The sequence below is a fragment of the Clostridium aestuarii genome, from assembly GCF_026735135.1.
In the GTDB taxonomy this organism is placed as follows: Bacteria; Bacillota; Clostridia; order Clostridiales; family Clostridiaceae; genus Clostridium_H; species Clostridium_H aestuarii.
The window spans coordinates 65,178-77,615 of record NZ_JAPQER010000004.1; the positions used below are offsets into that span (position 1 = coordinate 65,178).

Sequence of the window (12,438 nt, forward strand, 5' to 3'; positions counted from 1 at the left end):
TAGTGCATAGTAATATATGAAAGCAATGTATGAGGTGAGGGGGTGAATAGTTTGGAATATTCGCAAAGTGAACTTGTAAAAGCAATAAAAGATAAAGAGGTAAATGCTTATGAGTATATGATAAATAAATATACAAAAACAATTTATTGCTTAGCTTATAATATCTTATTTCAATCACTTCAAAAAGAGGATATTGAAGAATGTGTATCAGATGTTTTTTTGGATGCTTGGAATAAGATTAATGATTTTAAGGACAAAAAAGGAAATTTTAGAACGTGGCTTTTGATTTTAACAAAATATAAAGCACTTACATACAAACGAAAAAAGAGGTCACAAAAAGTAGTAGATATTGAAGAATTTGAAATAAAAGATAGCTATAATCTAGAAAAAGAATTTATTTTAAGACAAGATCAAGAAAAGGTTATAAGCACAATAAATACATTTAACAAACTAGATAAAGAAATATTTTTCAGAAGATATTTTTTTGGTGAAAAGATAAATGAGCTAGCAAAAGCTTTTAAACTATCAAGGTCGGCTGTAGACAATAGGCTTTTAAGAGGAAGAAAAGCTATAAAGGAGGTATTGAGTTATGAATGAAGATAGATTAAATGAATTATTAAATAATTGTGATGATGATTTAATTGAAAAAGAAATTGATAAATTATTAGAAGGAGTTGAAATAAACATGGATTCTATAAAGAAAAAAGCGTATCAAAAATTGAATAATAGCAATAAAAAGGTTAGACGTAAAAAAAGATTACCTTATATTGCTGCTGCTGTTTGCATATGTTCTTTAAGTTTGACTTCTGCATATGCTGAAGATATTTCACAAGCAATCAAGTCATTTATGAACAAAACACCTGTGTATTCAACTATGGTTGATGGAGATGCCTATTGCTTAAATGAGAAGTATGAGTTAAATAAAGATATTACAATAAACAGCGTAATGTCCTCAAAAGGAAAATTAGAAATGAAATTAACTACAAATTTAAGTAAAGATGAGCTGAAAGATATTAATATTATATCAAAAAATAATTCTGATACTGTTTATAGTCCAGGGGGTTATTCTGAGGGAGAAAATGAATACTTTTTCTCTTTTATGAATGAGACAAAAAATAATTATGATATTAAAGCTTTTAAGGATTTTAAACTTGTAATTGCAGGGAAGTCTTATGATGTTTCGTTAGAAAAAGCTAAAAGCTTAGATTTAAATAAGAAAATATATACTGCTGAAGCTAAAGTAAATAATATTAAAGGTGTAAATGTTGGAGTTACTAAAACAGTGGATAAAAATAATAATAAATTTTATCTTCAATTGATTACATCATTTGAAGATAAAGATTTGAAATTAAATACACTTGGTAAACCTATTGCGAGAAAAGTGGAATGTATGTTAGAGAATGGGAAAAATGGTATAAGTTCATCATCTACAAGTAGTAAGCCAGAAGATATTTATGTATTTGATGAAATGAATAATAAATATAAACTTAGTATTCCTGAAAATTCAAAAGGGCGTCCTGTAACAACATTTGAAACAAAGGCACCAAAGAATAAAAATCTAGTAGTAAAATTACCTGCATTAGTTGCTTGCTATGAAAAAACAATAGATACATTTTCATTAGATATTCCAAGTAAAGGGGAAAAAATTCTAAATAAAAAAATTGATTTTAATATTCAAAAAGCTGTTCTTAAAAAGATTACAAGAGTATCATCAACATCTGCAAAAGTGGAATTTGAACTAAATACTGATGGAGATAAAAATATAGATATAAGATCATTTGATTTTTATAGTCGAGATGTGAAAAAAATAAATGCTGAATTTAATGGCGATAAAGCAGTAATAAATTTAGAATTTGATAAAAATATTGATAATGCTAATATTGAAATATCATATCCTGAATTTACGATAAATGGAGACTGGGTAATCAATATGAAGTAGATAGTGATTATAATAAATAAAGGGCTGTTTGAAAATGATTTAAAAATCATTTTCAAACAGTCCTTTTGGGGAAGAAATATGTTAAAATGAAAAAAATAAGATTTAATTTTACAGGGTATATCAAAAATTATTCCCCAATAAATAAAAAATATTCAAGAATTAAAAAATTAGTTTTTCATAACAATAAAAAGATTTTTCGTTTCCACAAAAGTTTATTTCATCTACAAAGTTATATCCAAATTTTTCAAATAAGCTTTGAGCCTTTGTATTAAGAGAATATGTATCTGTTCTTAAATGTTTTACTTTGTCAGCAATTGCTAGTTTTTCTGCTAAGTTCAGGAGTTTATAGGCAATACCTTCTTTTCTGTATTTAGAATTTACAGCTAGACGGTGAACAACATAAGCTTCTGTATCTAATGACCAATTCAAATCGTTATATTCTAGAGGCTGTATTTTATTAATACATGTAAAGCCAGCTAGTTCATTGTTTTTTTCTAAGATAAATAAACTTTCCTTAGCAATATCACTTATGAAATCTTCTTTCTTAGGGTAATTATTGTTCCACTGATAGTTATTGTAGGAGTTCATTTCTTTAACAATATTTTTTGTTACATCCATAATTTCATCTAAATCAGACATCGTTGCTTTTCTAATCATAATCAGATCTCCTTTCATAATAATATTGTTTCCTAATATTATTATTTTGTTTATTTTATAATAAAGCAATTAAAAGTTCAACTATTGTAGTTTGTGAAATACCAAAACTTAAAAATAAATAGCACATTTAAATCTAAATATTTATATTATGATATTGTAATAAGATTTTAGGAGGAACAAAATGTATCAGCCCATGAATATGAACTATGGAATGATGTGTGATATGGCAGCTTTACAAAGATCACTTAAATTAATTGAAGAAGCTGTTGAGGATGAAAAAAGGGATGAATTATTTTATGATTATTTAATAAGTAAAGCACCTACAAGAGAAGAAAAGAAAATCATAGCTTCTATAAGAGATGATGAAATAAAACATAATAAAATGTTTAGGAAAATTTATATGGATTTTACAGGTAAAGAAATTAAGATAGAAGATGATGTTGAATTTGAAAAACCTAAATCATATTTGGATGGAATTAAAAAGGCTTTGTTTGGAGAATTAAAAGCAGTAGAAAAGTATAGAATTATTAGACAAGGGTTACCTGGTAGATATTATAGAGATATGTTGTTTGAAATAATTACAGATGAATTGAAGCATAGTTCAAAATATAATTATATTTATACAATAAACTATGATAAAAAAATGCCTAGAACAAACTTTGAATTTGATAAAATTGATAAGAAAGATGTTATAGAGTTTATTGCTCCATTACTTAATCGTACTATAGGAGATAAATTTGATGATGTTGATTTGGAAAGGGCATTAAGCCAACTTAAATTATCTGACATGTTAGAAGATTTAAAAGATAAATTAGATGATTATACAAAGAAAATGAAAAAATGGGAAAAAGACGAAATGCCAAAGGTCTTAGAAAAATTCAAAAAGAGAGACTGATTTATCAAAGATCTTTCTTTGTGTTAAAAACAGAATCCTGCCGAGTAATAATAAGGCAGGATTTTTTGTTGTGAGTAGCGAAATGGAATTATAGAAATATAGTTAAGTTTCTTTTATGTAATTACTAATAGCATAAATTACTGATATTAATACTATTATAGAATATATCCACCAAATAAATTCTCCAACATAATCAGTTAATAGTGGTGTTAGTATATTTATTAAACCTATGATAAATAAAGATAAACCAAGAGATTTACAGAGTTTATCTACATTTTTTATTGATTTATTATAACCTGATATTAAATATATTTTTTTCTTTATACCTATTAGATATGAAAAAAATAAAATTCCAAAACCCATTATTATCATTAGGGGTTCTTGTAAATTGAACATTTATAAACTCCTTTCAACATAAAAGTATCGTATGTACCACTTAATACTAATAATAACATGAAACTACTGTTTTGGTTATAAAAATCTGTTAAAATAAAGTGGACAGTTGACGATAATATACCGTAAGTAATTAAAGAAGAGGGGGTGTAAAAGTGAAAATAATATCAAAATTAATAAAAATAAATTTGATAGTGATGTTATTATCAATTATATCTACAACAGCTTTTGCTGAAAGTTCTATTACAATGCCTTCTAAATCAGAAGTAAATGTGAACAAGCCTTGGACGGTAAAGTTTAATATGGATTTAGAAAAGAATACTGTTAATAGTGATAATATTACAGTGGTGGATAGTAGAGAGAGAGAGTTAAAGGTTACAATAGTTCCAGGTAAAGATAGTAAGTCTATAGTTATATATCCACCAACAGGAGGATACATACCAGGAGATACATATTATCTTAATTTAAGTACAAATGTTAAAGGGAAATCGGGTTCAAAATTATCTAAATCTGTAAGAATGAAGTTCACAACGGCAATACAATATGAAGATTGTACAAACTATCCTTCATTGCCAAGTATAAAAAATGTAGAGATATTAGAAAAACCAGTTTTAAAAAATGAAAAAGTTAATTTTAAGATTTTAGCTGATTATTCTAGTAAAGTTCAATACAGAGTATATGCATTTAAGTATCCTAATGATATGTATGATAATTCAAATGTTTACCCTAATGAGGAATATGTGGAATTAACTGATGGGTACACAAGTTCCTTAAGTACATATAATCCCTTTAATTTATCAGTAGATAAGGGATTCGAAAGTGGTAAATATAAGTTTATGATTTATGTAAAAAGAAGTAATTTACATGGAAAACATAAAGATGGTAATACGGACTTTGACAATTATTATACTTCATATTTTAAAGTGCTTGAAAATGATGTAACTGAAAATGCAAATACTGTTGCTGTTATTCAACCTAAAGCAGGTGTGAGTGAAGCAGGTCCGGATGAGGATTCACAAGCTGAAACAGATGATGTAGTTTCAAATCAAAATATAGGTATTAATGATACTATTATATATAACAAATATGATAAAACAATTGATGAGTTTGCTAAACAACAGTTTACAAATGGGAAGCCTATGTATAGTGAAACTGCTAGATGGGCAAGAGGAAGCGAAAGCTTAATAAAATATTATTTAGATGCAGCTAATTTCTTAGATGATGAAGGTAAATACCAGTTTTTAAACTTGAATTATATGGAAGGTGTTAAAGTAGAAGAATTGAATGAGATATTAAAAGATAAGGGAGTTTTAGAAGGTAAAGGAGAAGTGTTTTTAAAAGCAGCTAAAGAGAGTGATGTTAATCCTATTTATCTTATATCCCATGCATTACTAGAGACTGGAAACGGAAAATCAAAATTAGCAACAGGGGTTCTTGTAGAAACTGTAGATGGAAAGAAAGTAGAGCCTAAAAAGACATATAATGTATTTGGAATACGTGCGTATGATGATGATCCATTAAAAGGTGGTTCAGAATATGCATATAAAGAAGAATGGTTTAGTGTGGATGAAGCAATCATAGGAGGGGCTAAGTTTATAACTAATGGTTATATAAATAGTGATAAATATAAACAAAATACTTTATATAAAATGAGATGGAATATTCAGGTGATGTGGCATCAATATAGTACGGATATAGCTTGGGCAAAGAAACAAGTTAAAAACATAAAAAAACTAATGGAACAATGTAAAAGTGCAAAACCAGTTTATGAAATCCCTCAATATATGAAAAGTACGCAATAACTTTCTAAAAATCATAATATTATTAAATAAGGAAGCATAGGTTTATAAAGAAAAGTCTTAATATAAGGTGGATTTTTTATGGATAAACTTATGCTTCTTTATAATGTTTTAGATAAAGCTAGAAAGATGAAAAAGGTAAAAACAAAGGTGGAAGTGAAGATAAACCACAATAATAAGATTTTTGATAGAAAATTTATAATTAACATTGACGGCGATAAGATAGATGGTAAAAATGTTAATAAGCGAAGTAAAGTTAGAAAAAGTAGAATTGCATATGTAATGATGTTTATTGATATAATTAATAGAATTATTATTAAAGAAGGTTCATCAAGAAAACTTATTTCATTAAAAATAAAGGATTTTGATGAACTTACTGAGGAAGCAAATGAAATAATTAAGGATTACATGGAAAACAGTAAGGGTATAAAGAATAAGTTTAACTATATGACAGATATGCTTGCTAGTGGCAGCAGTACCTCAGAGATTTTGGATACGATAAAAGAATTTAAAAAATTAGATATTTCAATGAAAGATATTGAACCTAAAGCTTTAGCAGTTGAGATTGAGGTCGATAATAATTTGAATATGAATAGTTTGAAATTGTACGGAAAAGGGATACATGTGGAAGATTTTAAACCAGTAGTTATAGAGTTTAAAGAGAAATTTATGTAAATTTAATAAGCCTATATGCTTCCAAGCATATGGGCTTATTGAGTTTTGCAGTAATTTACATGCTTTTTCGTAAAGTTCTGTACACTTCTAAAACAGATTTGTTTATAGTCATTCCTAAATAACACGTTATAATAATGGAAATTATTATTCCTGGTATATTAAATTTACTTAATCCAAAAACTACAATAGTGAAGGGGGACATTATAAGTCCATAGCAGATTGATATTTTTATTGTAGTTATAATATTATTGAAAAAGACATTTATGCCGTTTTTAAATGAGGTTGATAATGGTGATTTATCTACCACGATAGAATATTTAACATAGTATAAGAATACTAATATGAAAGCAGTAAATAATAAATAGGTATTTATAAATACAAATAAAGTAGGAATCAAGGAAATCAAATCTAATACAAAAAATTTAAACCAAAACTTATTACCAAGTTTAAAAAAATCTCTAACTCTTACTTTTTTTCTACCAGTTTTTTCAAGACATCCTAGATAACCTGAGGTTAAAAATGATGATACTACTGTTGTACAAAGCAAAATAAGTATTGAAAGCAGATTCAGTTCGCTTATAATTCCTGTATGTCCTATATTGCTTGTATATTTTAATAATGGAGTTGGAAAGTCTTTTAGTATGTATTCAAGTCCGGGTGGCGCTGAAATTATTCCTAGTTTTAAAGTGAATATTGGTGCATTAGGTACATAGACTCTTTTTAAAACATTTTTGTATATATATAAATTTAATAGATTAAGAATTACAGGTACAAGAATAAGCCAAAGACTTCTAGTGACAGCACTGAATGATGGTTTTAACTTTAAGCTTATTTTAGTTGAGTGATTTTTTGAATTAACCTCATTTTTGTGCAAATCAGTTTCTGTATTACTTTGTGAATCAAATTCTATATTATCTTGTGAAGTAATTTCTTCATTGTTTTCTGTCCATTTAGTAAAATAATCAGAACTCATGGTTTTTATCTCCTTTATTTACATATGTTATTAAGATATAATTTAATTATAACATGACTTTACAAAAAAGGGAGTGAACTGCATGCGTAGGATTGGAATGATTATATTTTCGCTAATATTATTTATAACTACTTTCTGTGTATATAAATATGAGACTAGTGGATTGCCAAACTTAGATTATAAAAGACCATCAATTAATATAAAAAGTGAAAAATATGGAACAATAACTAATATAGCATATCATCGAAAAGAGAGTTTAAAAAGTTGGATATTGTTTTTAGGAGTAAAAGATAAGGAAACTTCTCTTTATTGTTTAAATGTTGAAAATGGTAAAGTACAAAAAATAAAATCATATGAAACACATCCTAATCTAAAAAATGTATTATTGTTTAATGATGGATTTGTAGATAACAGTATAATTACTGCATATGATAAAGGTATATGTAAGATTCAAATTGATAATAGAGAAGATGAAAATGGAAACACAATATTTGAAGAGAATAAGAATTTGGAGAAAAATAGTAAAATTCCAATCCAAAACTTTGAAAATGCTACTAGTATGGATGTTAAAGAAAAACTTTACTATACACTAAAAGGTGATAAATTGATTTACTCTAGAAATATAGGAAATTCTAGAAATTCTGACGTTTTTCATTTTATGAAAAATAAAAAAATTCCAGAGTATGTAACATATTATAAAAGACCTTATGAGGTTGTGAATTTTAATTGTATTGATGAAATTTTAAGTTATACTAAACTTGAAAAAAGTGGATTGAATTTGTATTATATAAAATTTAATGATGAGGGTAAAACATCTCTTGAAATAAAAAATGTAGTACATGCAAAAGGACTTAAGAATGATTATGGAATAATAGGTATAAGAGATAATCAAAATAAATTTGAAGTATTTTGTAAAAGAAGAAATGATATAACAATGGTTTTAGATAAACTTGATAAAAATACAGATATATTAGGACAAGTACCTGATGTGGATATTATTACATATAATAAAGAGTATACTGCAGTTTATACAAGTTTTGATGAAAAACATAATGGTAAGATAATAGTTAATGGAAATGCTCAAGCATCTAAAGTTATAGTAAATAATCCAAAGTTATTGAGTCCTGTAAGATTAATACAATATTATGTAGGGAGTAAAAAAATAGAAAAGGTTATGTTTTTTACATATGAAAATGATAGTGTAAAAATTAATATCTGTGATATAGATGGGAAAAACTTAAAAATAATTGAGAGTTGAGAGTGAAGGAGATAATTAAGCATTAATTATTAAATCCGCTAATTAAAATATGTTATATAGCACCTACTAAATTTAAATATTTGGTAGGTGCTTTTTAAATCAAATAGAAATTTTCTAGTTTATTATATGTGGGATAATGTTACTAAATTTAGTGCTTACTCATAAAAAATAAACTTATTTAACAAATGTTGCTACTCCATTATTATTTATTTGATATTTTAATTTAGAATTATGTGTGAATTTTTCAAATGAGGATAGATCAACAAATTTATTGTTATCACTAGAAATATATATAGTAATTATATTTTTATTTTTTATATATTTTTCATCAATAATTTTCTTGCTTTTAGCTTCATTGATAATTAGTTCTAGACCTTCATTTATATTTTTGTTTTTGATTTTTATGTTTTCTAATAAAGCTTTTCCAGATCTTTTTACTCCGTTAACACTTATTATTTTATCCCATTTATTGGTTTTAATTTGTACAGTAGGAGAAATCTTTATTATGATTGTAGCGGAAGGTACAAAATAATAATATATATTTCTGCCTAATACTATTAAACCTATTAAAAATAGTATAAAAACAACTCTTGCTATAGTAACTGATTTAGGTTTATATGGGGTGCCAGTATATATATCTCCAATATTAGGAGTATAATTTTTAATTTTTAAATTTATAAATTGACCATGTACACTTCTTATACAAATATAGTTTTTTTCAACCTTAACAACTACTCCTGTTTTCTTTTTCATATATGTCACCTACTCTTAGAATTAGAATTTGATTTATTGATGGTCTTATTAGTATTTTCTTTTTTTTAGTGTATCCTTATTACTATTAGCATTTGTTTTTTTATTAGTTGTAGAAGATTTTTTTATCTTATGTTCTATATTCTTTTGAATATTGTTATTGGAATTTAATTGTTTTGTTTCTTTTTTATTATTATTTTGTTTTCCTGGTTTTTTAAAATTAATATTATTAGGTTTAGTGGTGTTTTTAGTATTAGTCTTTTGGTTTGGGGGTTGAATATTATTTTTAGTATTAGTTTCATGTTTTATTTTACCAGATTGAGAGTTATTCTTACCATTATTGTATTTAACATCTAATTTTAAATTTTTACTTTTTACATTATTTTTAAAGTCATTTATATTTAAAGATACATTTTTAGTACTAATAATATTTAGACTTATTTGGTTTTCACCATTTGTTTTATTAATAAAATTCCCCTTATCAGATGCATTTAGAATTATGGTTAAACCTTCATTTATAGGCTTGTTTTTTAGTTGTATTGAATTAAGTATACTTTTACCATCATCATTTAAAGGTATAGTTTTTATTATTTTATCCCATCTATTGATTATAAGTTCTATTTCTGGATTGATTTTTACTATTACTGATGTTATTGGTGTGTAGTAAGCATAAGCGACTCCACCAAAGCAAAGAAATAAAACAAAACAAGCAACTGCTGTAGCATATTTATATAAGGGTAGTTTGCTTAAAATTGGACCACAATAATTGCTTCCAATAGAAGGAGTTCCTTCTGTTATTTTAACATTTATAAATTGACCATCACAAGTTAGTATAGATGCTGTTTTCCCCTTGATTTCCATTACAATTCCAGTTTTATTCAAATTTTTCACCTACTTTTATATTTAAGTAAGATTTTATATAAGGATATTCATCACTTGAAAGAATAAGTATTAATACAATTAAGTATCTACGCCATTTTTCTAGGTGCTTTTTATTAGTATTGGTAAGCAAACTTATTTGACTTATAGGAAGCAAACGTTTATCTTTAATATATTTTAAAATATTTTCGTTCTTTAAACAACTTAATGCTAAATTTAGTAAATTATTTCTTGTATCTATATGCGATGGTGAAGATTTTATAAGTTCAGAAAAGTTTAATTTATATTTTTTTAATTCTTGAGAAAAAAGAGCTATTTCTTGGGCTCTATTTTGGTTTTCACAGTCAATTTCATATTTATTTATAGATGATTTGAAATCTATATAGTTAGAATTATCATCATCTTCAGCGATTTTAGTATTATCAAATATTAGATAAGGAGTATTTTGATTTTTCCTAAAAAAATCAATAAGTGAGTTTTTAATTAGCATAGCTGTGTAACTAAAAAAATTACCTTTTTTTTCATTATAGGTATTGCAAGCTTTATTAAAAGCAATTAGAGCTATGCTTAATTCGTCATCGTTTTGCCAAGTTAAGTTCCTCTTACATATTTTATAAGCTATTTTATATATGAAATTCTTATTGCTTTCTATAAAAGAATTTCTATTTTCTTTTGACAGAAGCTTAGGGTCCAATCATATCACCTCTTTATTCTTATATTATATACGTAAATTATCGTTGATTTTAATGGGTACTATATTAAAATTAAAAAAAATTAAAGAAAATACTATATCACCCCCCTAAAAACTTAATTATATTTCGTATATATGTATAAAAAAGGCGAAAAAAGTTTAGGAGGGAAATACATGAAAAAAAAATTATCATTATTTATAGCAACTATAATTGTAATGAGCGGAATTAGTGGAAGGGCTTTTGCAGAAGGAAATATTACTTCAGAAAATTCAGCTGGAGTTACTCCAGATAGTATTCTGTATCCTGTTGATAAAGCTGTAGATAACCTAAAAGTAAGTTTAACTCTTGATGAAGAAAAAAAGGTAGAAGTTATTTCTGATATAGCAGAAGAAAGACTTCAAGAAGGTCAGGTTATGGCTGAAGAAGGTAAAGAAGAAATGGTAGAAGAGTCTATAGATGAGTATCAGGAAGCTATGGAAAAAATAGATGAACTTCTTCAAGAAGCTGTGGATGAAACTGAAGAGGTAGTAGAAGAAAATACAGAAGTGAAAAATAACCAAGATATAGTAGATGAAGATACTACAGTTGAAGAAGATGAACAGCAAATAGAAGAAAAAGATGAAACAGTTGAAGAAGAGTTAAAAGAAAATGTAGAAGAAACAACAGATGAAACTAAAGAAGAAATAGAAAATGAAACTGACGAAACTAAGTATGAAAACACAGAAGAAATAGAAGATGAAACTGAGGAACAAGATGAAGATAAAGATGAAGATAAAGATGAAGATGCTGATGAAGGTAAAAATGAAAAATTGAAGAAGCTTGAAGAAAAAATATTGGCCAGCCAAATGAAGTCAATAGAAGTATTAAAAGCTATACAGGAGAAGGTAGGAGAAGATGCAAAAGAAACTATAGCAAAAGTAATAGAAATGCAAACTGCGAAAAAAGAAGCCGTAATTGATATGGTAGAAAAGAGACATGCTTTAAATGAAAGTAGAAAAAATTATAAAAAAGCAATGATTCGATTGAAAAAAGCTAATAAATCTGGTGATGAAGAAGCAATTGAAGTTGCAAAAGAGGCTATTGAACAACAAACAGAACTATATATGAATATAGAAGAAGAGTTTAGAACAGCATTTGAAGAACATAAAAATGTAGTTAAAGGATCAAAGAAAATAAGAGAAGAACTAAAAGAAGAAATAAAAGAAGAAGTTAAAGAAGGTAATATTACAAAAGAAGAAGCTGAAAAAGTTAAAAATGTAGAAAAAAGAATGGAAAAAATACCTGTGAAAATTAAAAATAAAGTAAAAGATGAAAGATCAAAGAAGAAAATCAAAGAAGATAGAGAAGATAGGGATAATATTGAAAAACAAAAAAATAAGATTAAAGAAGTAGTTAGAAAGAAAGAAAAAGAAGTTAAAGAAAGGGCGGATAAAGCTAAAGGAAAAATCAAGGAAAAGAAAAATGATTCTAAAAAAAGTAGTAAATATAACAAAAAATCTAAGGATAGCAAAAGTAAAAAGAAATAATT

General features: G+C 26.0%; 13 protein-coding genes. 7 read left to right on the top strand and 6 right to left on the bottom strand.

Going from position 1 to position 12,438, the window contains the following annotated elements; translation table 11 throughout:
- Positions 1 to 42: 42 nt before the first annotated feature.
- Together OW763_RS10810 and OW763_RS10815 are read left to right on the top strand one after the other, a co-directional pair.
- Positions 43 to 597 carry a sigma-70 family RNA polymerase sigma factor gene (locus OW763_RS10810; protein ID WP_268041152.1) on the top strand — a complete coding sequence of 185 codons (555 nt, stop codon included), beginning with the start codon at positions 43 to 45 and terminating at the stop codon, positions 595 to 597.
- A complete protein-coding gene (locus tag OW763_RS10815; protein WP_268041154.1) occupies positions 590 to 1,939 on the top strand; it encodes a hypothetical protein in 1,350 nt (449 codons plus the stop codon). The genes OW763_RS10810 and OW763_RS10815 overlap by 8 nt, the downstream gene beginning before the upstream one ends.
- 159 nt (positions 1,940 to 2,098) lie before the next feature.
- Here the strand turns inward: OW763_RS10815 and OW763_RS10820 are convergent, their stop codons facing one another.
- Positions 2,099 to 2,596, bottom strand: a complete 498-nt coding sequence (locus OW763_RS10820) for a GNAT family N-acetyltransferase (RefSeq protein WP_268041155.1) — start codon at positions 2,594 to 2,596, stop codon at positions 2,099 to 2,101.
- 181 nt (positions 2,597 to 2,777) lie between these two features.
- Here OW763_RS10820 and OW763_RS10825 point away from each other — a divergent pair, with 181 nt between their 5' ends.
- Positions 2,778 to 3,491 (top strand): ferritin-like domain-containing protein, encoded by a 714-nt coding sequence (locus OW763_RS10825; RefSeq protein ID WP_268041156.1) that lies wholly within the window; start codon positions 2,778 to 2,780, stop codon positions 3,489 to 3,491.
- Between the two features lie 102 nt (positions 3,492 to 3,593).
- Here OW763_RS10825 and OW763_RS10830 read toward each other — a convergent pair whose 3' ends face one another.
- Positions 3,594 to 3,887, bottom strand: a complete 294-nt coding sequence (locus OW763_RS10830) for a DUF3784 domain-containing protein (protein ID WP_268041157.1) — start codon at positions 3,885 to 3,887, stop codon at positions 3,594 to 3,596.
- A 152-nt stretch (positions 3,888 to 4,039) separates the two neighbouring features.
- Here OW763_RS10830 and OW763_RS10835 point away from each other — a divergent pair, with 152 nt between their 5' ends.
- Entirely contained in the window at positions 4,040 to 5,686 is a 1,647-nt protein-coding gene (locus tag OW763_RS10835) for a glucosaminidase domain-containing protein (protein WP_268041158.1), read from the top strand.
- Positions 5,687 to 5,764: 78 nt separating this feature from the next.
- A complete protein-coding gene (locus OW763_RS10840) occupies positions 5,765 to 6,358 on the top strand; it encodes a hypothetical protein (RefSeq protein WP_268041159.1) in 594 nt (197 codons plus the stop codon).
- 55 nt (positions 6,359 to 6,413) lie between these two features.
- On the opposite strand, the gene OW763_RS10845 is transcribed toward OW763_RS10840, so the two are convergent.
- A complete protein-coding gene (locus OW763_RS10845; RefSeq protein WP_268041160.1) occupies positions 6,414 to 7,331 on the bottom strand; it encodes a hypothetical protein in 918 nt (305 codons plus the stop codon).
- 82 nt (positions 7,332 to 7,413) lie between these two features.
- On the opposite strand from OW763_RS10845, the gene OW763_RS10850 reads away from it, so the two are divergent.
- Complete coding sequence (locus OW763_RS10850; protein ID WP_268041161.1) at positions 7,414 to 8,589, top strand: hypothetical protein; 1,176 nt, start codon at positions 7,414 to 7,416, stop codon at positions 8,587 to 8,589.
- A 174-nt stretch (positions 8,590 to 8,763) separates the two neighbouring features.
- On the opposite strand, the gene OW763_RS10855 is transcribed toward OW763_RS10850, so the two are convergent.
- Genes OW763_RS10855 through OW763_RS10865 form a run of 3 tightly spaced genes read right to left on the bottom strand, consistent with a single transcriptional unit; the run spans position 8,764 to position 10,912 of the window.
- Positions 8,764 to 9,342 (bottom strand): anti-sigma-I factor RsgI family protein, encoded by a 579-nt coding sequence (locus OW763_RS10855; RefSeq protein WP_268041162.1) that lies wholly within the window; start codon positions 9,340 to 9,342, stop codon positions 8,764 to 8,766.
- Between the two features lie 48 nt (positions 9,343 to 9,390).
- Positions 9,391 to 10,221, bottom strand: a complete 831-nt coding sequence (locus tag OW763_RS10860) for an anti-sigma factor domain-containing protein (RefSeq protein WP_268041163.1) — start codon at positions 10,219 to 10,221, stop codon at positions 9,391 to 9,393.
- Positions 10,214 to 10,912 carry a sigma-70 family RNA polymerase sigma factor gene (locus tag OW763_RS10865; protein WP_268041164.1) on the bottom strand — a complete coding sequence of 233 codons (699 nt, stop codon included), beginning with the start codon at positions 10,910 to 10,912 and terminating at the stop codon, positions 10,214 to 10,216. Before OW763_RS10865 ends, OW763_RS10860 begins: the two co-directional genes overlap by 8 nt.
- A gap of 171 nt (positions 10,913 to 11,083) precedes the next feature.
- Between OW763_RS10865 and OW763_RS10870 the strand changes: the two genes are divergently transcribed.
- Positions 11,084 to 12,436, top strand: coding sequence for a DUF5667 domain-containing protein (locus OW763_RS10870; protein WP_268041165.1), 1,353 nt, complete (start codon positions 11,084 to 11,086; stop codon positions 12,434 to 12,436).
- Positions 12,437 to 12,438 lie beyond the last annotated feature (2 nt).

Bases quoted from the DNA above. Each gene is read 5' to 3' on its own strand.
- OW763_RS10815 (WP_268041154.1), top strand. From the start codon at position 590: ATGAATGAAGATAGATTAAATGAATTATTAAATAATTGTGATGATGAT.
- OW763_RS10820 (WP_268041155.1), bottom strand. From the start codon at position 2,596: ATGATTAGAAAAGCAACGATGTCTGATTTAGATGAAATTATGGATGTA.
- OW763_RS10825 (WP_268041156.1), top strand. From the start codon at position 2,778: ATGTATCAGCCCATGAATATGAACTATGGAATGATGTGTGATATGGCA.
- OW763_RS10830 (WP_268041157.1), bottom strand. From the start codon at position 3,887: ATGTTCAATTTACAAGAACCCCTAATGATAATAATGGGTTTTGGAATT.
- OW763_RS10840 (WP_268041159.1), top strand. From the start codon at position 5,765: ATGGATAAACTTATGCTTCTTTATAATGTTTTAGATAAAGCTAGAAAG.
- OW763_RS10845 (WP_268041160.1), bottom strand. From the start codon at position 7,331: ATGAGTTCTGATTATTTTACTAAATGGACAGAAAACAATGAAGAAATT.
- OW763_RS10850 (WP_268041161.1), top strand. From the start codon at position 7,414: ATGCGTAGGATTGGAATGATTATATTTTCGCTAATATTATTTATAACT.
- OW763_RS10855 (WP_268041162.1), bottom strand. From the start codon at position 9,342: ATGAAAAAGAAAACAGGAGTAGTTGTTAAGGTTGAAAAAAACTATATT.
- OW763_RS10870 (WP_268041165.1), top strand. From the start codon at position 11,084: ATGAAAAAAAAATTATCATTATTTATAGCAACTATAATTGTAATGAGC.